Genomic DNA, 22,385 nt, shown 5'->3' on the forward strand with positions numbered 1-22,385 from the left:
TTGCCCACCGTTCGACCAGACCGCGCCCACAGGCCCAGAAAGCGCACCGTGACCGATGTCCGCAAACTCGACCTGAACCTCGTCGTCGTGCTCGATGCACTGCTGGACGAACGCAATCTGACACGAGCAGCTGAACTCGTGGGTATGACGCAGCCGGCGGTCAGCGGCGCCCTTTCACGACTGCGCGGCCTACTCGACGATCCGCTGCTCGTCCGCGAGGGGCGCGGTTTCGCCCTCACGCCCTTTGCGGAGTCGCTACTGCCGGCTGTGTCGGAATGCATGGCCGAGGTGCACCGGATGTTCGAGGTGCTGCCCGAGTTCGACCCGGCGAACTCGACGCGCACGTTTCTCCTGGCGGCGTCGGATTATGTGCTGTCCGAGCTGACGAGCCCGCTGCTGTCGATCCTCGAGCGGGACGCGCCGCACACCAACATCGAGTTCGACGGACTGCCCACGGAAGACGTCGTCTCACCCATCGATCTGCTGCGACGCGATATCACCATCGCTGCGGCCGGCCGTGGCGTGCCCGGGAAGCGCACGTCACTGTTCTCGGACCGATTCGTGTGCATCGTGGATGCCGCGAACCCGGCGCTCCGGGATGGGGCACTGTCCCTGTCGGCCCTGCACGGGCTGAGACATGTGCGCTCGGTCTTCGGCGCCCACGCCTCGACCCAGATCGACGACATGCTCAGCGCCGCCGAGATCACGCCGCGCGTCGCGGTGACCGTGCAGGGGTTCATGCAGGTGCCGTTCACTGTCACCGGCACTCCGTGGGTCGGCTGGGTCCCCGAGCGCACCGCCCGTCGCTACGCCGAGCGGCTCGGCCTGACGATCGCCCGAACCGAGATCGCCCCGAGCGTCCTCGTGGAGGCCGCCCACTGGCATCCCTCGAAATCCGGCGATCCCGCGCTGACCTGGCTCGTCGCGCAACTGCGTGCGGCCTCCGAGCTCGTGGAGTTCGGCGCCGACACGTGACTCAGTGCGGAATGCCGAGGTCGCGCTGCACCCCGTCCAGGTCCGTGTGGATGAAGGCGTTGTACGCCACCTGAATGTCCTTGAACCGATCGGTCTCGTCGACCTCGTACATGATCAGCCCGTCGAACTGGAACGTCTCGCCCTTCCTGACGGCCCCGAAGATCGTGTGTGCGTCGTCGTGCAACGTCGTGAACAGCGTCAGCATGCGGATCGCGATCGTCGGACCGTCGGTGACGAACCGCGGCACCGTCAGCTGCTCGCGGAAGCGCCCCCAGATGTTGCCGTTGTAGTGGTCCTTCATCCCCTCGACGCCGGTGAACTCGAGCGTCCCGTTGCGCATGTGCATGTCAGGTGCGAGGTAGTCCTCGAACGCGGTGTCGTCTTCTTCGTTGAATCGGCGGATGTACTCCCGGAACCGTGCTTCTTCCATGCCTCCAGACTCACCGAGCGCGCGCTCGGTGAACAGAGCGCGGGAGCCATACCTGGCATCACGGCGAGACCTCCTCGAACACGCGGTTGCGGGTGTGCGGGGTGAACTGGGCGAGGATCGACGCGATGATCAGGAACGACGAGATCAGCATGAGCGACCAGAACACCGACAGGTGCGGAATGAGCGGAGCCAGGATCAGGATGCCGATGCCGCCGCCGACGTGGCCGACACCGTCCACGATCGCAAAGCCCGTCGAACGCGCCCGGGTCGGAAAGCTCTCGATCGTCATCGCGTAGCTCGGCGAGACCCACAGGTTGAATCCGGCGAAGATGATCATCGCACCGATGAACGTGACAGCGAGCGAGCTGCTGCCGACGGCGACCACTATGGCTCCGATGAACGTCACCACCGTGCCGATCGGCAGCCAGTAGCGGCGCTCGAGCTTTTCGACGATGAACGACATCACGACGGCCTCGATGATGAAGCCGATCGATCCGACCGCGGCGATGATGCCCGCCTCGGGCGGAGTGAACGTCAACGACGTCAGCACCGACGTCAGACCGGCCGCGTAGGCGTAGACAGTGATGTAGCCGACGAACCACATGAAGAACAGCAGGATCACGCGCCGCAGGTAGATGGGGTTGCCGAAGATATCGGAATACGGCACGCGGGGGGCCGGCGGCCAGTGCGTGGGAACCTCGGCGAGCGAGGGCTCCGCCAGAGCGCCGCGCCGCAATGCACGTCGCTCCATGTCGTCGGCGATCGCCGCGGCATCCTCCGTCCGTCCCCTCTGCAGCAGCCAGCGCACCGACTCGGGCAGCTGGAACCGCAGCAAGATCGCGATGATGGCCAGGGCCGCGCCGACCACGTACATCCAGCGCCAGCCGTTCTCCAAACCGGCCGCGAACGGCAGCCCGGTCGGCCACGGTGTGGCCTCGGTGGTCAGGATGAGCCCCAGCCAGATACCCACGAATGCGCCGACGGCCGACATGATGAACACCACGGTCGTGAACTTCGCGCGCGACTGCTTCGGGGCCACCTCGCCGACGTAGGTGTTCACGATGGCGAGGTCGGCACCGATGCCGATGCCGGTGATCGCCCGCGAGACCACGAAGTTCGCGTAGTCGGGCGCCAGCGCCGTGTACAGCGACCCCAGCCCGGTGATGAGCATCGTGATCAGCAGCATGTTGCGGCGCCCGATGCGGTCCGACAGCGGGCTGAGCACGAGCGTGCCGACCACGTAGCCGAGCAGGTTCATGATCGTGGGCAGCGCCAGGTAGTTCAGTGCCGTCTCGGGCGTACACCCCGGGACCAGCTGCGTGCACGTCTGCACGAACGACACGTTGATGTCGAAGATGTCGTAGAACGTGAACAGGAATCCCAGACCGATGATGATCAGGAACGCGGGCGAGAGCGACCAGGTGCGGATCCGGTCGAGACGCGCCATGACCTGACGCGATGCCTCAGGGATCGGCTCGCCGAGTTCGGGTCCTTGGCGCTGGTACTCCCGCCGGCTGCCGGCCGTGCCGGCCGAGCCGCTCATGATGCCTTCCTCGAATTCGAGACGGTGCCGTACATGTCGTTCCCCTTTCACTGCGTCGTGATGAGGTCCGTCAGGACGGTGTCGCATACGCGGTGTGGGTTCGGGCATCGCAGGCAGGCACCGAGGCTGCCAGGCGGTCGAAAACTTACCACCGTCCGCGCGTAATGGCGCAGATCAGCGGCAAGTTCTCGGGAAGGGGCGGGATGCCGCGGCCTCCCCGGCGCGTCAGAACACGTACTCCATGAGCTCGACGCCCAGGGTGCGGAACGCGTCGTGTGCGCGCAGCCGGTGCGCGATCGACAGGTCGTCGAAGCACACGGTCAGCGCGTAGGCGATGCCTGCGCGCGGGCCGGCGAGCACCCCGGCCTCGCAGCGGACACCGTCGGCACGCCCGGTCTTGTTGATGAAGAGCAGGCCATGCCGGTCGTTGAAGTGCGCGAACGGGTCGAGCCCCGTCGCCGACGCAACCAGGGAAAGGTCATGGTTCAGGCTCAGCCATTCGGCGACCTGGGCGCTCACGCCTGCACTCACCACCTCGGAGTTGACCAGCGCCGCGAAAAGCTGAGCCAGCTCCCGCGCGGTACCCAGCGCCACGTGCGGCGCATCGTCGGGTCCGCGGTTGTCGCGGAACCGGTCGAGTAGCGCAGATCGGGCCAATCCCAGGTCTTCGATGCGCGCCCGCACGGCGGGCAGCCCGACCCGGGTGATCAGCGCGTTCGCCGCGGTGCCGTCACCCGCGGCCGCGGCCAGCACGGCGAGGTCGACGACCGGCAGCGCCGGCGCCTTCAGATGCTGCCACACTCCGCCGTTCTCGACGCGGTCGATGATGTTGCGGTCGACGATCTCGAGCCCGTCGAGGGCTCCCGTCTCGATCTGTGCGGCGACCTCGATCAGCAACGGCACGACGCCGAGCCCGGCCACCGGGAGCGTGACGAAGTCGTCGCCGGTGAGCACGGCACTGCCGCGGTCGAGGTCGTCGATGCGCACCGACACCTGCGCCCCCGAACGGGCGAGGTCATCCAGCGCCTTCATCGTTGACGTGAAGCTGCGTCTGCCGACCGCCGCCCTCCTCGGCCGTCGACTGTTACCACGCCGCGTCCCCCGAAGCGGCGCCATATCTGGGGGCGTGCCCACTCGTGTCCTTCCGCGATCATCCAGGGGGGAGTCGCGCGCAGCGAGCGCGCGACGTCTTCAATTGTGCGCCATGAAGGCTACGACGTGGCCGCGATCGACCCAGTCGTCACCAGATCGTCACCCGCTCCGGCTTCGGCAGCCACAGCTCGTCTGACTCGCTGACGTCGAAGGCCTCGTAGAACGCGTCGAGGTTGCGGACGATCTGGTTGCAACGGAACTCGTTCGGCGAGTGCGGATCGATCGTGAGGAGACGGATGGTCTCGGCATCCCGTCCCTTCTGCCGCCACACCTGCGCCCAGCTGAGGAACAGACGCTGGATGCCGCTGAACCCGTCGATCTCGGGAGCATCGGTCTCGCCCAGCGACAACGCGTACGCCGTGATCGCGATGCCGAGGCCGCCCAGGTCGCCGATGTTCTCGCCGATCGTGAGAGCGCCGTTGACGTGGTGCTCGTCGCTCAGCCCGACCGGCACGAGCGCCTCGTACTGCGCAATGAGGCTCTTCGTGCGTTCCTCGAACGCGGAGCGGTCGGCGTCGGTCCACCAGTCCGACAGCTTTCCGGCGCCATCGAAGCGGCTGCCCTGGTCATCGAATCCGTGTCCGATCTCGTGTCCGATGACCGAGCCGATGCCGCCGTAGTTGGCCGCGGCATCCCGATCCGCGTCGAAGAAGGGGTACTGCAGGATCGCGGCGGGGAACACGATCTCGTTCATCAGCGGGTTGTAGTAGGCGTTGACCGTCTGCGGTGTCATGAACCACTCGTCGCGGTCGATCGGCTGCCCGACCTTGGCGAGCTGGCGGTCGTGCTCGAACACGTGCGCGCGGCGGACGTTTCCGACAAGGTCGCCCGCATCGATCTGCAGCGACGAGTAGTCACGCCATTTCACCGGGTAGCCGATCTTCGGCGTGAACGCGTCGAGCTTGGCCAGCGCCCGCTCCCGCGTCTCGGGACTCATCCACTGCAGTGCCGAGATGGACTGGCGGTAGGCCTCGATGAGGTTGGCGACCAGCTCGTCCATGGCCTCCTTCGCCGCGGGCGGGAAGTGTCGCTCGACGTAGACGTGCCCGACGGCCTCACCCAGCGCTGCCTCGACGATGCCGACTCCGCGCTTCCACCGCTCGCGATTCACCGGCACACCGGTCAGCTGGGTGCCGTAGAACGAGAAGTTCTCGTCGACGAACGCGTCTGCCAAGAAGGGGGCGGCGGCGTGCACGACCTTGAATCGCAGCCACGCCTTCCAGTCCTCGAGACGCTCCTGGGTCAGCAGGCCGCCCAGGGCTTCGAAGAAGCTCGGCTGGCTGACGACGAGCTCGGCGAAGGCGTCGTCACGCCCGCCGGCGACGGCATCCCGCCACGGCGTCAGGTCGACGCCGACCAGCTCCTGCGTCTCGTCCCAGGTCTTGAGGTTGTACGTCTCGACCGCGTCGCGGCTGCGCACATTGTCCCAGTGGTGCGAGGCGACCTCGGTCTCGAGCGCGAGGATCTTCGCGGCGGCGTCATCGGCGCCGCCGACGCCGGCCAGTTCGAGGATGCGGGCGATGTGATCGCGGTAAGCCTCGCGGGTGTCGGCGAAGTTGTCGAGACGGAAGTAGCTCTCGTCGGGCAGCGTGATGCCGCTCTGGATGAAGAACGGCACGTACCGCTCGGGGTTGCCCGGGTCGGGTTCGATGTACAGGTCGATGATGCCGCCGACGCCGTCGCGTTCCAGACGGCCGACCGCGGCGAGGAATGCAGGGATCGAGTCGATGGCGTCGACCACGGCGAGCTGGTCGGCCAGCGGCGTGGTGCCGACCTCGGCGATGCGCTCGGTGTCCATGAAGCTCGCATAGAGGTCGCCGATCTTGCGGGCCTCGGTGCCCGGCTCTGCGCTCTGCGACTCCTCGACGATGGCCCGGACGTCCTTCTCGGCCTGCTCGGCAAGGAAATGGAAGGAGCCCCAGCGCGCCTTGTCGTCAGGGATCTCGGTCGCATCGATCCACGTGCCGTTGACGTGACGGAAGAGGTCGTCCTGCGGGCGGATGTCGGCGCTGAACGCGTCGAGTTCCAGGCCCGAACGGGGGGTGTCGGTCATGCTCTCCAGAATAGGCGGTCGCCCTCGCGATCACACCGTCTGTCAGCCGAGACGACGAGAAGATGGGATGTCGGAGCCCGGCCCTACGGTGGATGCAGGAGGTTCAACATGACGACTTTGACAGACCGTCCCGGCACGGCGCTGCTGGTGGTGGACGTGCAGAACGACGTGGTCGGTGAGGCCTATGCGCGCGACGCCGTGGTGACGCGCATCCACGATCTTGTGCGCCGCGCGCGTGCCGCGCAGACACCGGTGGTGTGGGTGCAGCACCACGCCGAAGACGACCTCGTCACCGGCACCGAGGGCTGGCGCATCGTCGCCGAGCTCGAGCCGGCCGGCGACGAGGCGATAGTGCAGAAGGAGTACGGCGACGCGTTCGAGGGCACCGACCTCGAAGAGGTCCTCGCCCGCTTGGGCGTCGGGCGGCTGGTGGTCACCGGCGCCGAGACCGACGCGTGCATCCGCTCCACGATCCACGGCGCGTTCACTCGGGGCTACGACACGACCCTCGTGGGTGACGCGCACACCGCGGGTGACAAGACCGCATGGGGGGCGCCCCCGGTCGACCAGGTCATCGCGCACACGAACCTGTATTGGTCGTTCCAGGGTGCGCCAGGGCGCACGGCCGCGGTCGTCGACGCCGCCGACGTCGACTTCGCCTGAGCCGCGTCACCCCTTCGTCGCTCCGGCCAGCAGGCCCCGCACGAAGAAGCGCTGCAGCGCGAAGAACACGATCAGCGGCACGATGATCGCGAGGAACGTTCCTGCCGAGAGCAGATACCACTGCTGCCCGTACGTGCCGGACAGGTCGGTCAACAGCTTCGTGATCGGCGCGTTCGCGCCGGGGGCGAAAACGGTCGCGACCAGCAGGTCGTTCCACACCCACAGGAACTGAAAGATCGCGAACGACGCGATCGCCGGCATCGACAGGGGCAGCACGATGCGGAAGAAGGTCTGGCCGTGCCCGGCGCCGTCCACCTTCGCCGCCTCGATGACATCGCGCGGGATGGCCGAGACCGAGTTGTGCAGGATGAACACGGCCAGCGGTAGCGCGAAGATCGTGTGCGAGATCCAGACCTCGGCGTAAGTGGAGGTGAGGCTGTTCAGATTCAGGCCCGGAAAGATCTGGGTGCCGAAGATGGTGAGCCCGTTCGAATACATGCTCAGCAGGGGCACGAGCGCCATCTGCAGCGGAACCACCTGCATCGCGAAAACGGCGATGAACAGCCAGTCCTTACCTTTGAAGTCGATCCAGGCGAACGCATACGCGGCCAACAGCGCGAGTGTGATGGGGAAGACGGTCGCGGGGATGGTGATGACCAGGGAATTGACGAACGACTGGCCGACCGTGATGGTGTCGTTGAAGTTCAGCGTGTTGACGTAGTTGGCGAGCGTGAACTGTGGGTTGACGAACGCCGTCCACCAGCCGCTGGTGGTGATGTCGGCGGGCGGCCGGAACGAGGTGACGAGCAGGCCGAAGCTCGGGATCGTCCAGATCACTGCAATGACGATCGCACCGACGGTGGCCCACGGGCTGGACAGGCGCAGCTTCGTGCGCCGCAGTGCGCCGCGATTCGTCGAGTCGGCACTGGGGCCCGGGCGGGTACCGGCGATGGCGCGGGTGCTGGTGCTCATCGCTACTCCTCCCGCTGACGCTTGAGATTGCGCGCGTTGTACCAGATGAACGGGGTCACCAGGATGAAGATCAGCAGGGCCAGCGCGGCGGAGTGCCCGGCCTGCGGCGGCAGGATCTCGAACTGCTTGACCATCTCGTACCCGAGCACTGTCGAGTCGTTCTGGCCGCCCGTGGTGGCGGCGATGATGTCGTACACCTTCAGCGAGACGATCGAGATCGTGATCCACACCACGATGATGGTGGGGCGAATGCCCGGAACCGTCACATTCCAGAACCGCTGCCACGCGTTCGTGCCGTCGAGTTCGGCCGCCTCGACCTGCTCGGTGGGCACCCCCTTGATCGCCGACGAGAGCAGCACCATCGCGAAGCCGGTCTGCGTCCAGATCAGGATGATGATGAGCATCACCATGTTCAGCGGGTAGTTCTGCAGCCAGGCCACCGGCGTTCCGCCGAACCACTCCACGACCTGGTTGAGCAGGCCGATCTGCGGATCCTGCGTGTAGTCGAAGAAGAACTTGAAGATGATCGAGGCGCCCACCAGCGAGATCGCGACCGGCATGAAGATGAAGACCTTCAGCACCTTCTCGCCGCGGCTGCGGTCGACGAACACCGCATACAAGAGCCCGATCCCGGTGGCGAACACGGGTGCGATGATCACCCACACGATCGTGTTGATGAAGGCGATCAGCCCCGTGCTGCCGCCCGAGAACACCCAGACGAAGTTGTCGAGCCCGACGAAGTGCGTACCGTCATTGCTGCGGAACGCGTTCACGAACGTCTGTACGGCGGGGTACACCAGGCCGATGAGGAGCAGCAGCAGCGCCGGCGACAGGAATGCGAAAAGCTGGATCACGTAGCCGGAGCCGCCGCGTGCACGGTAGTCGAGCCAGAAGAGGCCTCCGCCGAGAATTGCCGCGATGATCAGCACCCAGAACGCGCCCGCCTCGATGCCGAGGATCAGCAGCACCGCGAGCGGCACGCCGATCGCGACGCACAACCGCATGATCGAGTAGCCACGCCCGGAGCGGGGGGCGACTTCGATGAAGAAGACAACGAGCACCATCACGATCCCGAACGCGACGATCACGACCGGGATCTGGGCCAACGGAGGCAGGCCCGCCAGCCAGGAGAAGAACGCGGACATCGACACTCTCCCTTTCACGGGGAACGGTGATGGCCGGGACGGGCGCCCACGGGCCCCGTCCCGGCGCCCGGTTCAGCCGGCGGGCCAGGCCGCCTGGATCTGCGCCTGCACCGCCGACGTGGACTTCCCGTTGATCCAGTCGACCATTCCGGTCCAGAAGGCGGTCTCCACGACGTTGGGCATCGCGTCGTCCGCACCGAAGCGGAACACGGTGGCCGGATCCTGCAGGATCTTGATGGCACTTGCCAGCAGCGCGTCCTGCTCCTTGGTGGCATCCAGTCCCTTGTTCGCACTGATGAAGGAGGCGTTCGGCACCGCGATCAGGCTGTTGGCCCACTCCGCGCTGGAGAGGTACTGCATCACCTTCTGGGTGGCCGCGTTCGCGTCGAATGCCGCCGCGAAGTCACCTCCGCCGACGACCGCGTTCTTCCCCGCAGTCGGACCCGGCTGTGGGAACGCCCAGATGTCGCCGTCGGGCGCGACCTTCGGAGTGTTCCCCGCCGCGGTCTTCACGGTGGCGAAACTCGCCTCGAGGAAGGTGGCCTGGTTGGTCAAGGCGCACTTACCGGAAGCAAGCGGCGTTGCGACGTCTCCGAACGCGGTCGAGTTGATCGACTTGACATCGCCGAACCCGGCGTTGACGTACTGCGGGTTCAGCAGGGTCTTGCCGAGCGTGTCGAACGCACTGCCGATCGCCGGGTCGGTGAACTTCGTGGTCCCCTTCACCCAGGCGTCATACACAGACGGTCCCGAGTCGGCGAGCACGAGCTCCGCAAGCTGATCGGCACCGGGCCATCCGGAGGCGTCACCTGAGTTGAACCCCGCGCACCATGGCGGCTGCCCCGTCTTCTGGCGGATGGTACTGGTCAGCTGCAGCAGCTGGTCATACGTCGTCGGCACTGACACGCCCCACTTCTTGAAGTCGGCCGGCGAGTACCAGATGTAGCCCTTCACCGACGCGTCCATGGGGGTCGCGTAGAGCTTTCCACCAGAAGTCACGTAGCCCTGCCAGTCTGTGGAGAAGTTGTTCTTCACGCTGGTCGCGGTGGCGGAGTCCAGCTCTTTGACCTTTCCGGTCTGGACCGCCGCCGACAGCAGACCGGGCTGTGGGAACATGCCGATGTCGGGCAGCGAGTTCGCCTGGATCTTCGTGGCGATGTTCGCGGTGAAGTTCTTGTCACCGGTGTACTGGATCGTGATGCCCTGCTGCTTCGCCCAGGCTGACCACGATGCTTCGAGCTCGGTGGCCTCCGTGCCGGTGTCGGGACCATAGATGGTCACGGTCGCCCCTTTGACACTCCCGCTCGCGTTGCCGCCCGAGCTCCCTCCGCCCGAACTGCAGGCGCTGAGCCCGATGACGGATGCCGCCGCCACCGCCAGCACGGCGGCCTGCCGCACAGGTCCGAATGATCTTCCACCGTTCACGTGCACGCGCATGATGCACTCCTCGCATTCTCTTTGCCTGTGTCGCGTCGACTCGGGTGATGGACGGCCGGCGTGGCGAGGACGGACTGGTGCCAGTTCGCAATTGTGACGGTAGTCGTGTCAGTGGAGGGTGGATGCCGCTGTCAGCGGTCTCTGAACAGACATCCAGACAACGCGCATGAACAGCGATGTCGGCCCCTGCCCATAGGCTCGACTCGTGAGTACCCCCGGCACCCTGAACCGCGACATCCTGCGGCTCGCGGTCCCGGCGCTCGGCTCGCTCATCGCCGAGCCGCTCTTCCTCATCATCGACTCGGCCCTGGTCGGCCACCTGGGCGTGGTGCCGCTGGCCGCCCTGGGGGTGGCATCCGCGATTCTGCAGACGATCGTGGGGCTCATGGTGTTCCTCGCCTACTCCACGACGCCTGCCGTGGCGCGGCGCTTCGGTTCGGGCGATCCGACCCGTGCGGTCTCGGTCGGTATCGACGGCATGTGGCTGGCCCTCGGGCTCGGCGCGGTGCTGGCGCTCGCGGGGTACCTGGGCACGCCGCTGCTGGTGGGGCTGTTCGGCGCCGGGCCCGAGGTCACCGCCGATGCCGAGACGTACCTGGGCATCTCGATGTGGGGGCTGCCGGCGATGCTCATCGTGTTCGCTGCGACCGGACTGCTGCGTGGAATGCAAGACACGGTGACGCCGCTGTGGATCGCAGGCACCGGCTTCGCCGCCAACGCCCTGCTGAACGCGCTGTTCATCTACGGCCTCGGCTGGGGTATCGCCGGGTCGGCGACCGGCACCGTGGTGGCGCAGTGGAGCATGGTCGCCGCCTATGTGGTGGTGATCGGGCGGCTCGCGCGCCGCCATCAGGCCTCCGTACGGCCGCAGCGCGAAGGCGTGCGCGGTTCGGTGCGCTCGGGCGTGTGGATGTTTCTGCGCACGGTGTCGCTGCGCGCCGCGCTGCTGGCGACGGTGGCCGTGGCGACCGCTTTCGGTACGCAGGAGCTCGCGGGCTGGCAGGTCGCGTTCACGATGTTCTCGACGGCGGCGTTCGCGCTCGACGCCCTGGCGATCGCCGCCCAGGCGCTCATCGGCAAGGGACTCGGCTCGGGCTCCACTCGCGAAGTACGCCTGGTGCTGCGGCGCACGCTCGCGTGGGGCGTCTGGTTCGGCGTCGCCGTGGGCGTGCTGATCGGCGCGCTGTCGGGATGGATCGGGATGCTGTTCACCGGCGACGCGCACGTGGCGGCGCTCGTGCAGCCGGCCCTGATCGTGCTCGCCGTCGCGCAGCCTGTCTGCGGCATCGTGTTCGTTCTCGACGGAGTGCTGATCGGTGCCAACGACGCCCGCTATCTCGCGCTGGCCGGCGGTCTCAACCTCGTCGTGTACGTGCCCGTGCTCGTCGGGCTGTCGCTGTGGCATCCCGGCGGCGCCGCGGGCCTCGCGTGGCTGGCGGTTGCGTTCTTCGGCGTGTACATGCTCGCGCGGCTGGTGACGCTGGGCTGGCGCATACGCCGGCCACAGTGGATGACGCAACCGGCGTAGCGACTCCTCGCCGCCGAGATCAGAGGCGTGCGCACCGGCGATCACCATGCGCGTGTTCGGCGCCGATCAGGGCTGAGCACTCACGCCCAGCGGCGGCACCACTCGTACATGATGACGGCGGCGGCCGCGCTCGCGTTGATGGACCGGGTCGAGCCGTACTGGGTGATCTCGAGGACGGCGGCTGCGGCATCCACCGCCTCCGACGACAGCCCCGGGCCCTCTTGACCGAACAGGAGCACGCAGTGCTCGGGCAGCTTCGCATCGATGACCGGCACTGACCCGGGCACGTTGTCGATCGCGATGATCGGAAGGGATGCCGCGGCCGCCCATGCGGCGAACGCGGCGACGTCCTCGTGGTGCATGACGTGCTGGTACCGATCGGTCACCATCGCGCCGCGCCGATTCCATCGCCGCTTGCCGACGATGTGCACGGTGTCGGCGAGGAACGCGTTGGCGCTGCGCACGATCGAGCCGATGTTCATGTCGTGCTGCCAGTTCTCGATGGCGACGTGGAACGGATGCCGTCGCGTGTCGAGGTCGGCGACGATGGCGTCCATGCTCCAGTACCGGTAGCGGTCGATGACATTGCGCCGGTCGCCGCCGGCGAGCAGCTCGGGGTCGTACCGTGGGTCGTCGGGCCACTCCGCCTGCCCGCCGGGCCACGGGCCCACACCGTACGGGATCTCGGGCTCGGGCTCACTCACCGCTCCAGGCTAGTCGCGCCAAGGACTCCTCGGCCCGGCCGCCCACCCTCGCCCCGCCTCTCTCCCGGCCCTCGCCCGGGGCGAGGGGATCTGCCGAGCAGAGGGCCCTTTCACGCGATTCGGCCCTCGGCTCGTCCATTCCCCTCGCCCGAGGCGAGGGCCGCACGGAACCCGCACGCACCGACCGGTCGGTTTGTTCCTCGCGGGGTTTCGGTCAGCCGAAATCAGCGCTACGATTTCGGCATGCCGAAAGATGGGCTCGACACGCTGAGCGCACCGGCGCGCCCGGCGCCGCACGGCGGTGCACGCCCGTCCCGAGGGGTGTGGATGCTGGGACCCGCGCTCGTCGCGGGAGTCGCCTATCTCGACCCCGGCAACGTGGCCAGCAACATGACCGCGGGGGCGAAATACGGCTATCTGCTGGTCTGGGTCGTCGTGCTTGCGAACCTCATCGCGTGGCTCGTGCAGTACCTGTCGGCCAAGCTGGGCCTGGTCACCGGCCGTAGCCTGCCCGAATTGCTCGGCGAGCGCATCCGGCGCCCGTGGGCGCGCCGCGCGTACTGGCTGCAGGCCGAGCTTGTGGCGATGGCCACCGACGTGGCCGAAGTCATCGGTGGCGCGGTCGCGCTGCAGCTGCTGTTCGGGCTGCCGCTGATCTGGGGCGGGGCGATCACGGCGCTCGTGTCGCTCACACTCCTGGTCGCGCAGACGCGACACGGAGCCCGCACCTTCGAGTTCGTCATCATCGGCATGGTCGCCATCATCGCCGTGGGGTTCGTCGCGGGGGTCTTCGTCGCCCCGCCCGACGTCGCCGGCGTCGCCGGGGGTCTGGTGCCCCGCTTCGAGGATTCCGGATCGGTCCTGCTCGCAGCATCCATCCTCGGCGCGACGGTCATGCCGCACGCGATCTACGCGCACTCGGCCCTGACCCGCGACCGGTTCAGCACCGACACCACGCCGATCCCTCGGCTGCTGCGCGCCACCCGCTGGGACGTCTCACTGGCCATGCTCATCGCGGGCGCCGTGAACGTCGCTATCCTGCTGCTGGCGGCCGCGAACCTCGCCGGCGTCGCCGGCACCGACTCGCTCGAGGGCGCGTATGCGGCACTGCACACCGGCGTCGGGCCGGCGATCGCCACGCTTTTCGCGGTCGGACTGCTCGCCAGCGGACTGGCCAGTACCTCGGTGGGCGCGTATGCCGGCGCCGAGATCATGCATGGCCTGCTGCACGCACGTATCCCGCTGCTGCTGCGCCGCCTGATCTCGGTGCTGCCGGCGCTCCTGCTTCTCGGCATCGGGGCCGATCCCACCCGAGCGCTCGTGCTCAGCCAGGTCGTGTTGTCGTTCGGCATCCCGTTCGCACTGATCCCACTGGTGTCGCTGACCGCTCGCGGGTCGGTACTGGGCCGGTTTCGCAACCGCGTCGCCACGACCGTGCTCGGCGCCGCGGCATCCCTCGCCCTCATAGTGTTGAACGGGATGCTGCTGGTCCTCGTCGCCGCGGAGGCCTGACCCCTCTACCCTGGGATGATGCCCTCCCCCGCCGTCGACGACTATCTGAAGACGATCTACCACCACACCGAGTGGCAGGTCGAGCAGATCACGCCGTCGCAGCTGGCCGCACAGCTGTCGCTGGCGCCGTCGAGCGTCACCGAGATGGTGCAGAAGCTCACTGCACAGGGACTGGTCTCGCACCGTCCGTACGGGCCGATAGCACTGACCCCGGAGGGCGCCCGGCGCGCAGCGGCGATCATCCGCCGACACCGGCTGATCGAGACCTGGCTGGTGCGCGAGTTCGACTACGCGTGGGACGAGGTGCACGACGAGGCCGAGATCCTCGAGCACGCGCTGAGCGACCGACTTCTGGCGGGAATCGACGAGCGGCTCGGGCATCCGCACTTCGACCCGCACGGCGATGCGATCCCCGATGCCGACGGCCGCGTACACCGCGAGGAGTTCGTGCTGCTCGCTGATGCGCCGGTCGGTCACCGGGGCCGCGTGCTGCGGGTGAGCGACCGCGACCCGGTGCTGCTGCGTGCGGTGCAGGATGCCGGACTCGACATCGGCACAGAACTCGAGGTCGACGCGGCCGGCTGTGTGCGCGTGGCGGGCGCAGCCCGGACCGTGCCCGCCGGCGCTGAAGAGGCCGTGTGGCTCACGGTGTGAGCACCGAGGTCAGAACAGCAGCCGACCGGCCATCAGCGACACGACGACGAGCGCAGCGTGCCGGCATCCCACCACCGGCGTCGCCCTGCCGTGACCTCGGTCACCGAAGCCGCCGGCGGGCACGGGCGGCCTTCTCAAACGGCCAGCGCACGCGCGTGGCGTTCTCGCAGTACTCCCAGAGGCGCGTGCCCAACGCGGGGTCGCGCGTCGCCTTCGCGGGCGTCGCCCTGTGCGGTTCGCCGTACACGGCGAATCGCGGACCCCAGAACTGTCCGCCCTCCACGACGGGGTCGATCAGGGCGCGCACCGGCGCCCAGGCACCGTGCTCCTTCGACTGGGCGATGGGCGTCTGCAGGTTGTCGACGAAGCGGGTCATCCGGCTCGGTTCGTTCACGCCGCGCACACCGGGGGTACGGCCGCTGATGGAGTAGCCGGGATGGGCGACCACGCTCGTCACGGGCACGCCCGCGTCGCGCAGCCGCCGATCGGCCTCGAGCCCCAGCACGGTGGTCGCGACCTTCGACTGCACGTACGCGCGCCAGGGGGTGTACCCCTCGACGAGCTCGGGGTCGGCCGGCTCACGATCGCCGGACAGCGCGGCGAGGCTGCCGAGCCATACCATGCGCCCGCCGACGACCGCGAGGTTCTGCAGCAGCTCTCCGGCAAGGGCGAAGTGACCGAGAACGTTTGTCGCGAACACGAGTTCGTGCCCGCCGACGGTCTGACGGTGCCGTGGAGGATGGACGATCCCCGCGTTCAGTAGCAGGCCGTGCAGCGGCCCGCGCGTGCGGGCTGTGGCCGCCGCGGCCCGGATCGAGCCGAAATTGCTGGTGTCGAGCAGCAGGGTCTCGAGGCTGCCGGCCTCGTCTCCCCCGACGCCGGACACTCGGCGCTCGACCGCGGCGTGCGCGGCGGCGAGCCGGTTCGGGTTGCGGCCTGTGAGGATCACATGGGCTCCTGCGCGCACGAGCTGCTCGGTCGCGAAATACCCCAGGCCCCGGGTGGAACCGGTCACCAGGTAGCGCCTGCCGCTCAGGTCGGGCAGGCGTCGGGGATCCCAGGCCGTCCGCGCCACCCTTCGAGCATATTCCCGCCGGAGCATCGGGCAGGCGGGGCGCGCGCGGCGCCGATCAGGATCGCACGACCGCATGGGGCAGCGTCCTCTCTCGCGACCCTCCTGGGAATGAGGACGCCTTCTCTCCTGGCCTCCCGTCCTTATCACCAGGAGGGTCTGCTCTAGGCTGGGCGCATGCGGACCCGAGCCGATATCGAGTGCTGGCTGACCGACATGGACGGCGTGCTGGTCCATGAGAACCGCCCGATCCCCGGAGCGTCCGAGCTGCTCGCGCAGTGGCGGGACCGCGGCATCCCGTTCCTGGTCCTCACGAACAACCCGATCTACACGCGACGCGACCTCTCGGCGCGACTGGCGCGCTCGGGGCTCGACGTGCCCGAGGACCGCATCTGGACCTCGGCGCTGGCCACCGCGCAGTTCCTGAAGTCGCAGATGCCCGGCGGCGCGGCGTTCGTCATCGGCGAGGCAGGCCTGACCACGGCACTGCACGAGGCCGGGTTCATCATGACCGAGACGCAGCCCGACTACGTCGTCGTCGGCGAGACCCGGCAGTATTCGTTCGAGGCGATCACGATGGCCATCCGCTTCATCAACGCCGGCGCACGCTTCATCATCACGAACCCTGACTCGACCGGCCCGACGTCGGCGGGCGTGGTTCCGGCCACCGGCTCGTTCGCGGCCCTCATCACCAAGGCCACCGGCAAGGAGCCGTACGTGGTCGGCAAACCCAACCCGATGATGTTCCGCTCGGCCATGAACCAGATCGGCGCCCACTCCGAGAACACCGGCATGATCGGCGATCGCATGGACACCGACGTCGTCGCCGGTATCGAGGCCGGCCTGCACACCGTTCTCGTGAAGACCGGCATCACCGACCGCGCCGAGATCGAGCGGTATCCGTTCCGCCCCGACGAGATCGTCGACTCGGTCGCCGATCTCGTGGATCGCTGATCCGCACATGACCGCGCTCGAGCAGACTCTGCTGTTCGCGGTGACCACGCTGGTGATCGCCGGCACACTCGTGGTGTTCGTCGTGCAGTACTTCCGCAACCACCGCGATTGACACGTCACCCGCGCGACACGAAGCCCGACTCGTAGGCGAGGATCACCGCCTGAACGCGGTCGCGCAGCCGGAGCTTCGCAAGGATCGACGCGACATGCGTCTTCACGGTGGCGGGACTGACGAAGAGCTCAGCCGCGATCTCAACGTTCGTGCCCCCGCGCGCCAGCGCCTGCAGAACGTCACGTTCGCGCGCGCTCAACGTGTCAAGAGCGGGAGGGATGCCGCGGGCCGGCGCCGCGCGCACGTAGCTGTCGACGATGCGATCCACGACGGATGCCGCAAGAGCCGTCTCGCCCGCCGCCACAGAGCGCACGGCGCGAATGAGCTCCGACGGCGCGGCGTCCTTCAGCAGGTAGCCGCTCGCCCCCTCGCGCAGCGCCGCCACGACGTACTCGTCGAGGTCGTAGGTGGTCAGCATGAGGACCCGCACCGACGCGTCCTCACGGACGATCACCCGCATCGCGTCGAGCCCGTCCAACTCGGGCATCCGCACGTCCATGAGCACGACGTCCGGCCGGTGCTCGCGCACCGCGGTGATGGCCTGCGCGCCGGTGGCCGCCTCGCCGCAGACGGTGATGTCATCCTGCTGCTCGAGCATGATCCGCAGGCCTCCGCGAACCAGGTCTTGATCGTCGGCGATGACGACGCTGATCATGTCGCCGCCTCGGGAAGCGGCATCCACACCCGCACGCACCAGCCGTCACCGGCGGGGGATGCCTCGACCCGGCCTCCGCACGCGAGTGCGCGCTGTCGCATGCCGATGAGGCCGCGTCCGTCGGGCCGGACGGTGCCGATGGGGCCGCCATTGACGATCTCGAGCACCAGCTCGCCGGGACGGTGATCGACGAGCACTCGCACCGGCGCACCCGGCGCATGCCGGCGCGCGTTGGTCAGCGCCTCTTGCACGATCCGGAAGCACGCGTCGCCCGGATCGCCGGCGACGACCTGGCGGGCACCCGTCACCGTCAGCTCGGCCCCGCTGTGCAGAGCCAGCTCGGCGACCCGGGTGAGACCGTCGTCGGCCGGCCGCTGTGCGGAGAGAACGTGCCGCACGTCGTCGAGTCCGTCGTGCGCCGCGAGCCTGATCCGCTCGACGGGGGCGCGGGCGGGGTGCTCTTCTTCCAGCAGCGAGCCCGCGGCTCCCGCCTGCACCGCGATGCTGGACAGCGTGTGCCCGAGGGCGTCGTGCAGATCGCGAGTGATGCGCATCCGCTCGGCGTCCGCCGACAGCGCGGCCACATGCGAGCGGGAGGCCGCGAGCTCGGCCGACAGAGTGCGCAGACGCTGCGCCTGCGCCCGCGAGCGCGCGAGCAGCCATCCGGCCACCGCAGGCGCGGCGACGAGCACCGGCGGGGTCAGCAGCATTTCGACGGTCGAGGTACTCGTCCGCACCTGGATGACGTACTCGGCCACGAGCAGCATCCCGAGCGCCGCGAACATCTGCCACCCGGTCAGCCGAGAGGCGAGCGAGAAGGCGACGACGAGCGAGGTGACGAATGCCCAGAGCGGGGTGGAGGGGTCCGGCAGCAACGAGATGGCGACCACGCCGAGCGAGGCGACGATCGCCATCGCCCACGGCGCGACGGTGCGCAGCGCGACGCTGCCGGCGACGAGCACCGCGATGATGTCGGCGAGCGGGTGGGCGGCCGCGGCATCCATCACCGTCGAGACGAGGGCGCCGATGGCCAGCACCATGGCGATGACGGCGTCGGCCCACGGAACGCGCATGCGGCGTTGCATGCCCACACGATAGACCCGCGCGCCGACGCTCCGCCTCGGCTGTACGGCCGAGTTCCGCTCGCCCGTCCGGGCGAGGTGCGTTGATCGATACCCACCGCGCGGGCGATGCGGCGCGACGATGCGCGCACCTACCGTGACGACATCCGGGCGATGTCCCGGGCCACCACGGAGGAACCTATGCCCGACACCCCTGTAATCGACCGGCCTCGCACCGCTCTGCTGTGCGTGTGCCTCATCGCCGCACCGCTCGCCGAGACGATCGAGCAGGTGCTCTCACCCTTGACCGGAGGGACGACCGCCGACGATCTCGCGGCGATCGCCGCGGCGCCCGGCCGATTCATGGCTTCGGTGCTGATCGGCCTGCTCGGCACCGCACTGCTGCTGCCCGCGCTGCTGGGACTGGCCCGCCGAGGCTCCGACCGTTCGCCGGTGCTGGCTCTGCTCGCTGCCATCGCGATCGGCGCATCGTCGCTGGGGTTCGCCGGCGTGCGGATGGCGCAGGGCTTCGAATACGCCCTGGCGCGGAGCGGGATGCCGCGCGCCGACGCGGCCGCGCTGTTCGACGCGAGCACGGGCACGGCGGTTGCGCTCGCACTCACCGTGGCGTTCCTGGGCGGAACCGTCGTCGGCACCGTCCTGCTTGCGATCGCGCTGTGGCGCTCGCACCGGGTGCCGATCGGCGCGCTCGTGCTGCTGCTGCTGTTCCCGCTCGTGGACCTCGCGCTGCCCGCACGTCCCGGTCCGGTCATCTCGCACCTCGTGCTGCTCGCGTCATTCACCTGGATAGCCGTCGCGCTCCTGCGCGCCGCGCCGGCCCGGCGCGTGCGGTCAGGCTCGCGGCGGTCGGTCACCACGGGGGCGTGAGCGCTGCCGCGATGCGGCCGGGGGCGTTCAGAACTCAGCACGTCTGTGCCGCAGAATCACGAAACCGGCATGATCGCGACGCGAAGCGCCGACATCAGCTGAGTTCTGAACGAACCGCGCAGCTACACCGCGGCGGTCTCGCGGCGCAGCACGAGCGCAGCCGCACCGATCAGCGGCCCGTCGCCGCCCAGTCCGCTGCGCACGATGCGCGCCGCGCGCGCGTAGTCCAGTGCGGCGGCCTCCCGCAGAGCCGCGCCGATGAGGTCGACGTAGTCGTCGGCCACGTGCGAGAACCCGCCGCCCACGGCGAAGAGCTCGACGTCGACGAGCGCCGCGATGTCGGCGAGCGCACGGCCGATCGCGCGCGCCGAGCGCTCGATCGCGGCGCGGGCGACGGAGTGGCCGGATGCCGCGGCCGCCGCCAGCTCTTCGCCGGTGGTCCCCGCCCACCCCTGCTTCTGCGCCCACTCGACACTCGCCGGTCCCGACGCCACCCGCTCGAGCGACAGCCCGTCGTCGGAGTGCATCTGACCGAGGTGTCCGGCGTTGCCGGTGGTGCCGGCGAACAGGCGCCCGTCGACGAGGAAGCCGCCACCGATCCCGGTCGACACCACGAATGCCAGCGACACACGCGCGTCGCGGGTCGCACCGACCCACGACTCGGCCAGCGCCAGGCAGCCGCCGTCGTGGCCGAGACACACCGGCACCTCGCGGTGGCCGACGCGAGCCACGGCGTCGGCCACGACGTCGCGCAGCGGCATCCCGTGCAGTTTCGGCATGTTGACGGGCGCGATCGTCCCCGCCGCGTGGTCGATGGGTCCCGCACTGCCGATGCCGACGCCGACCACGCCGTCGCCCGCTCCGGCTCCCGCTCCGGAGAGCACCGTGCGCACCACCTGGATGAGAGCGCCCTGCAGCAGATCGGGGGTGGCGCCGGGCCCGGTCGGACGGCGCGCGCGCGAGCCCGGCACGACAGCGCCGGCACTGTCGACGAGGGCGGCCTCGACCTTCGTGCCGCCCAGGTCGACGGCCAGAGCGAGGTCGGTCACGACTTGACCGACCCGCTCATGAGGCCGCCGATGAAGTACTTGCCGAGGATGATGTACACCAGCAGCGTCGGCAGCGACGCTATCAGCGCCCCGGCCATCGACGCGCCGTAGTTCGACAGCTGAGCACCCTGCGACAGGTTCACCAGAGACAGCGAGACCGGTCCCTGGTTCGCATCGGAGAGGAACAGCGCGAAAAGGTAGTCGTTCCACGCCGAGGTGAACTGCCAGATGATCGTCACGACGAAACCGGGGAGCGACAGCGGCAGGATGATCCGCCAGTACGACGAGAGCATGCCGGCGCCGTCGACCCGCGAGGCCTCCATGAGCTCGTTCGGCACACCCTCGTAGTAGTTGCGGAAGATCAGCGTACAGATCGGCAGACCGTAGATGATGTGCACGAACAGCAGCGTGACGATGCTGCTGGGCATGCCCAGCGTCGTCTTCATCTGCACGAGCGGCACCATGATCGCCTGGTACGGGATGAACATGCCGAACAGGATCAGCGTGAACACCACGTTCGCGTAGGGGAACTTCCAGCGCGAGAGCACGAAGCCGTTCATCGACCCGAGCATCGCCGAGATGATCGCCGCCGGGATCGCGAGCAGGAAGGTGCGCCCCAGCGGCGCGGCCAGGGTGTTCCAGGCCGTGGCCCAGTTGTCGAAGCCGGTCGCGCCGTCGGGTCCCGCCTGCCACGGCCAGCGACTGGGCAGGCGCCACGAGGTCACCGCCGACACATCCGACGGTCCCTTCAGGCTCGTGACCAGCAGCACGTACACCGGCATCAGCACGATGACGACGAACAGGATGAGGATGACGTACTTGGCCGTGCGGCTCAGCCGACGCCTCGCGCGGCTGCCCGACGGGGCGTTGCTGAGGCGGTCGCTGCGTCGTTCGATGCCGGTGGTGACCGCCATGGTTGCCGATTCACTCATCGCCGGGCCTTCCTCTCCGCGCGGGCTGTGTAGATCAGGTACGGCACGATGAACACACACACGAGCAGGAGCAGGATCGTCGCTATCGCGGACGCCTTGCCGTACTCGGCCCCCGTCAGGGCAACCCACATGTAGGTCGCGGGCACCTCGGTGATGTACACCGAGCCGGTGACCGCCATGATCAAGTCGAAGACCTTCAGCGACATGTGCGCGACGATCACGAGCGCCGAGAGTGCGACCGGGCTCAGCTGCGGGAAGATGACGTACCGGTAGAGCTTCCATTCGGAGGCACCATCCATGCGTGCCGCCTCGCGGAGTTCTTCGGGGATGCCGCGGAAGCCCGACAGGAACAGCGCCATGACATAGCCGGCCAGCTGCCAGATGGCGGGCATGGCCATGGCGGCCATTCCCCACCCCGGCGCGTTGTACCAGTCGTTCTGCAGGCCGCCGAGGCCGATCGACTGCAGCAGGCGGTTCAGCCCCGAAGCGCGATCGCCCTGCGCCGAGCTGAGCAGCCAGCGCCACACCACACCCGACGCCACGAACGAGACAGCCATCGGGAAGAGGTAGATGGATCGGAACGCGCCCTCAGCGGTGACGCCCTTGTCCAGCATCCACGCCCAGAGAAACCCGAAGAGCATCGTGCCCACCATGAAGAAGAGGGTGAAGATGCCGAGGTTGGCCAGCGAATGCAGGAAGCGCTGCTCGGTGAGCAGGTCGACGAAGTTCTGCAGCCCGACGAACTCCGACGCGGTCAGCGCCGAGTCCTTCGTCATGGCCGTGGAGAAGTTCACGCCGATGAGGACGTAGACGAAGATGCCGACCAGGATGATCGTCGGCGAGATCAGGAGCAGCGGCGGTCCCCAGTTGCGGATGCCTTTGCGCATCGGTGTC

General features: G+C 68.4%; 21 protein-coding genes. 7 read left to right on the forward strand and 14 right to left on the reverse strand.

Annotation, left to right across the window (positions count from 1 at the left end):
* Positions 1-48 precede the first annotated feature (48 nt).
* Positions 49-975: a LysR family transcriptional regulator gene (locus tag PU630_RS14870; RefSeq protein WP_275277837.1), complete on the forward strand. Its 927-nt coding sequence runs from the start codon at positions 49-51 to the stop codon at positions 973-975.
* Between the two features lies 1 nt (position 976).
* Here PU630_RS14870 and PU630_RS14875 read toward each other — a convergent pair whose 3' ends face one another.
* From PU630_RS14875 to PU630_RS14890, 4 genes are all read right to left on the reverse strand, one after another.
* Positions 977-1,405: a nuclear transport factor 2 family protein gene (locus PU630_RS14875; RefSeq protein ID WP_275277838.1), complete on the reverse strand. Its 429-nt coding sequence runs from the start codon at positions 1,403-1,405 to the stop codon at positions 977-979.
* Between the two features lie 58 nt (positions 1,406-1,463).
* Positions 1,464-2,948 carry an MFS transporter gene (locus tag PU630_RS14880; RefSeq protein WP_275277839.1) on the reverse strand — a complete coding sequence of 495 codons (1,485 nt, stop codon included), beginning with the start codon at positions 2,946-2,948 and terminating at the stop codon, positions 1,464-1,466.
* Between the two features lie 225 nt (positions 2,949-3,173).
* On the reverse strand, positions 3,174-3,980 hold the full coding sequence (locus PU630_RS14885; protein WP_275277840.1) for a serine hydrolase: 807 nt from the start codon (positions 3,978-3,980) through the stop codon (positions 3,174-3,176).
* 208 nt (positions 3,981-4,188) lie between these two features.
* The gene (locus tag PU630_RS14890; RefSeq protein ID WP_275277841.1) at positions 4,189-6,153 is read right to left on the reverse strand and encodes a M13 family metallopeptidase; all 1,965 of its coding nucleotides are present in this window, start codon (positions 6,151-6,153) and stop codon (positions 4,189-4,191) included.
* 108 nt (positions 6,154-6,261) lie between these two features.
* Between PU630_RS14890 and PU630_RS14895 the strand changes: the two genes are divergently transcribed.
* Positions 6,262-6,816, forward strand: coding sequence for an isochorismatase family protein (locus tag PU630_RS14895; protein WP_275277842.1), 555 nt, complete (start codon positions 6,262-6,264; stop codon positions 6,814-6,816).
* Between the two features lie 6 nt (positions 6,817-6,822).
* On the opposite strand, the gene PU630_RS14900 is transcribed toward PU630_RS14895, so the two are convergent.
* From PU630_RS14900 to PU630_RS14910, 3 genes are all read right to left on the reverse strand, one after another.
* Positions 6,823-7,788, reverse strand: a complete 966-nt coding sequence (locus PU630_RS14900; RefSeq protein ID WP_275277843.1) for a carbohydrate ABC transporter permease — start codon at positions 7,786-7,788, stop codon at positions 6,823-6,825.
* A 2-nt stretch (positions 7,789-7,790) separates the two neighbouring features.
* Positions 7,791-8,933, reverse strand: a complete 1,143-nt coding sequence (locus PU630_RS14905) for a carbohydrate ABC transporter permease (protein WP_275277844.1) — start codon at positions 8,931-8,933, stop codon at positions 7,791-7,793.
* A 72-nt stretch (positions 8,934-9,005) separates the two neighbouring features.
* Complete coding sequence (locus PU630_RS14910) at positions 9,006-10,370, reverse strand: ABC transporter substrate-binding protein (RefSeq protein ID WP_275277845.1); 1,365 nt, start codon at positions 10,368-10,370, stop codon at positions 9,006-9,008.
* Positions 10,371-10,575: 205 nt separating this feature from the next.
* On the opposite strand from PU630_RS14910, the gene PU630_RS14915 reads away from it, so the two are divergent.
* Positions 10,576-11,898: an MATE family efflux transporter gene (locus PU630_RS14915; protein ID WP_275277846.1), complete on the forward strand. Its 1,323-nt coding sequence runs from the start codon at positions 10,576-10,578 to the stop codon at positions 11,896-11,898.
* Between the two features lie 80 nt (positions 11,899-11,978).
* Here the strand turns inward: PU630_RS14915 and PU630_RS14920 are convergent, their stop codons facing one another.
* Positions 11,979-12,602, reverse strand: coding sequence for a TrmH family RNA methyltransferase (locus PU630_RS14920; protein ID WP_275277847.1), 624 nt, complete (start codon positions 12,600-12,602; stop codon positions 11,979-11,981).
* 243 nt (positions 12,603-12,845) lie between these two features.
* On the opposite strand from PU630_RS14920, the gene PU630_RS14925 reads away from it, so the two are divergent.
* Positions 12,846-14,114 (forward strand): Nramp family divalent metal transporter, encoded by a 1,269-nt coding sequence (locus PU630_RS14925; protein ID WP_428981961.1) that lies wholly within the window; start codon positions 12,846-12,848, stop codon positions 14,112-14,114.
* Positions 14,115-14,132: 18 nt separating this feature from the next.
* Positions 14,133-14,768 (forward strand): metal-dependent transcriptional regulator, encoded by a 636-nt coding sequence (locus PU630_RS14930; RefSeq protein ID WP_275277848.1) that lies wholly within the window; start codon positions 14,133-14,135, stop codon positions 14,766-14,768.
* A 100-nt stretch (positions 14,769-14,868) separates the two neighbouring features.
* Here PU630_RS14930 and PU630_RS14935 read toward each other — a convergent pair whose 3' ends face one another.
* Positions 14,869-15,843 (reverse strand): SDR family NAD(P)-dependent oxidoreductase, encoded by a 975-nt coding sequence (locus PU630_RS14935; protein WP_275277849.1) that lies wholly within the window; start codon positions 15,841-15,843, stop codon positions 14,869-14,871.
* A gap of 174 nt (positions 15,844-16,017) precedes the next feature.
* Here PU630_RS14935 and PU630_RS14940 point away from each other — a divergent pair, with 174 nt between their 5' ends.
* Complete coding sequence (locus tag PU630_RS14940; protein WP_275277850.1) at positions 16,018-16,794, forward strand: HAD-IIA family hydrolase; 777 nt, start codon at positions 16,018-16,020, stop codon at positions 16,792-16,794.
* A gap of 116 nt (positions 16,795-16,910) precedes the next feature.
* Here the strand turns inward: PU630_RS14940 and PU630_RS14945 are convergent, their stop codons facing one another.
* Together PU630_RS14945 and PU630_RS14950 are read right to left on the reverse strand one after the other, a co-directional pair.
* Entirely contained in the window at positions 16,911-17,561 is a 651-nt protein-coding gene (locus PU630_RS14945; protein WP_275277851.1) for a response regulator, read from the reverse strand.
* Positions 17,558-18,646 carry a sensor histidine kinase gene (locus PU630_RS14950; RefSeq protein ID WP_275277852.1) on the reverse strand — a complete coding sequence of 363 codons (1,089 nt, stop codon included), beginning with the start codon at positions 18,644-18,646 and terminating at the stop codon, positions 17,558-17,560. The genes PU630_RS14945 and PU630_RS14950 overlap by 4 nt, the downstream gene beginning before the upstream one ends.
* A gap of 177 nt (positions 18,647-18,823) precedes the next feature.
* On the opposite strand from PU630_RS14950, the gene PU630_RS14955 reads away from it, so the two are divergent.
* Positions 18,824-19,510 carry a hypothetical protein gene (locus PU630_RS14955; protein ID WP_275277853.1) on the forward strand — a complete coding sequence of 229 codons (687 nt, stop codon included), beginning with the start codon at positions 18,824-18,826 and terminating at the stop codon, positions 19,508-19,510.
* A gap of 122 nt (positions 19,511-19,632) precedes the next feature.
* On the opposite strand, the gene PU630_RS14960 is transcribed toward PU630_RS14955, so the two are convergent.
* Genes PU630_RS14960 through PU630_RS14970 form a run of 3 tightly spaced genes read right to left on the reverse strand, consistent with a single transcriptional unit; the run spans position 19,633 to position 22,378 of the window.
* Complete coding sequence (locus PU630_RS14960; RefSeq protein WP_275277854.1) at positions 19,633-20,559, reverse strand: ROK family protein; 927 nt, start codon at positions 20,557-20,559, stop codon at positions 19,633-19,635.
* Positions 20,556-21,491 (reverse strand): carbohydrate ABC transporter permease, encoded by a 936-nt coding sequence (locus PU630_RS14965; RefSeq protein ID WP_275277855.1) that lies wholly within the window; start codon positions 21,489-21,491, stop codon positions 20,556-20,558. Before PU630_RS14965 ends, PU630_RS14960 begins: the two co-directional genes overlap by 4 nt.
* Complete coding sequence (locus PU630_RS14970; protein ID WP_275277856.1) at positions 21,488-22,378, reverse strand: carbohydrate ABC transporter permease; 891 nt, start codon at positions 22,376-22,378, stop codon at positions 21,488-21,490. Before PU630_RS14970 ends, PU630_RS14965 begins: the two co-directional genes overlap by 4 nt.
* Positions 22,379-22,385: the final 7 nt, after the last annotated feature.

This window comes from Microbacterium horticulturae (assembly GCF_029094505.1).
In the GTDB taxonomy this organism is placed as follows: domain Bacteria; phylum Actinomycetota; class Actinomycetes; order Actinomycetales; family Microbacteriaceae; genus Microbacterium; species Microbacterium horticulturae.

What these genes read in the sequence shown, in the direction of transcription:
- PU630_RS14930 (WP_275277848.1), top strand. Translation starts at nt 14,133, where the DNA reads ATGCCCTCCCCCGCCGTCGACGACTATCTGAAGACGATCTACCACCAC.
- PU630_RS14875 (WP_275277838.1), bottom strand. Translation starts at nt 1,405, where the DNA reads ATGGAAGAAGCACGGTTCCGGGAGTACATCCGCCGATTCAACGAAGAA.
- PU630_RS14910 (WP_275277845.1), bottom strand. Translation starts at nt 10,370, where the DNA reads ATGCGCGTGCACGTGAACGGTGGAAGATCATTCGGACCTGTGCGGCAG.
- PU630_RS14965 (WP_275277855.1), bottom strand. Translation starts at nt 21,491, where the DNA reads ATGAGTGAATCGGCAACCATGGCGGTCACCACCGGCATCGAACGACGC.
- PU630_RS14890 (WP_275277841.1), bottom strand. Translation starts at nt 6,153, where the DNA reads ATGACCGACACCCCCCGTTCGGGCCTGGAACTCGACGCGTTCAGCGCC.
- PU630_RS14905 (WP_275277844.1), bottom strand. Translation starts at nt 8,933, where the DNA reads ATGTCCGCGTTCTTCTCCTGGCTGGCGGGCCTGCCTCCGTTGGCCCAG.
- PU630_RS14925 (WP_428981961.1), top strand. Translation starts at nt 12,846, where the DNA reads ATGCCGAAAGATGGGCTCGACACGCTGAGCGCACCGGCGCGCCCGGCG.
- PU630_RS14955 (WP_275277853.1), top strand. Translation starts at nt 18,824, where the DNA reads ATGCCCGACACCCCTGTAATCGACCGGCCTCGCACCGCTCTGCTGTGC.
- PU630_RS14895 (WP_275277842.1), top strand. Translation starts at nt 6,262, where the DNA reads ATGACGACTTTGACAGACCGTCCCGGCACGGCGCTGCTGGTGGTGGAC.
- PU630_RS14950 (WP_275277852.1), bottom strand. Translation starts at nt 18,646, where the DNA reads ATGCAACGCCGCATGCGCGTTCCGTGGGCCGACGCCGTCATCGCCATG.
- PU630_RS14880 (WP_275277839.1), bottom strand. Translation starts at nt 2,948, where the DNA reads ATGAGCGGCTCGGCCGGCACGGCCGGCAGCCGGCGGGAGTACCAGCGC.
- PU630_RS14940 (WP_275277850.1), top strand. Translation starts at nt 16,018, where the DNA reads ATGCGGACCCGAGCCGATATCGAGTGCTGGCTGACCGACATGGACGGC.
- PU630_RS14900 (WP_275277843.1), bottom strand. Translation starts at nt 7,788, where the DNA reads ATGAGCACCAGCACCCGCGCCATCGCCGGTACCCGCCCGGGCCCCAGT.
- PU630_RS14885 (WP_275277840.1), bottom strand. Translation starts at nt 3,980, where the DNA reads ATGAAGGCGCTGGATGACCTCGCCCGTTCGGGGGCGCAGGTGTCGGTG.
- PU630_RS14945 (WP_275277851.1), bottom strand. Translation starts at nt 17,561, where the DNA reads ATGATCAGCGTCGTCATCGCCGACGATCAAGACCTGGTTCGCGGAGGC.
- PU630_RS14970 (WP_275277856.1), bottom strand. Translation starts at nt 22,378, where the DNA reads ATGCGCAAAGGCATCCGCAACTGGGGACCGCCGCTGCTCCTGATCTCG.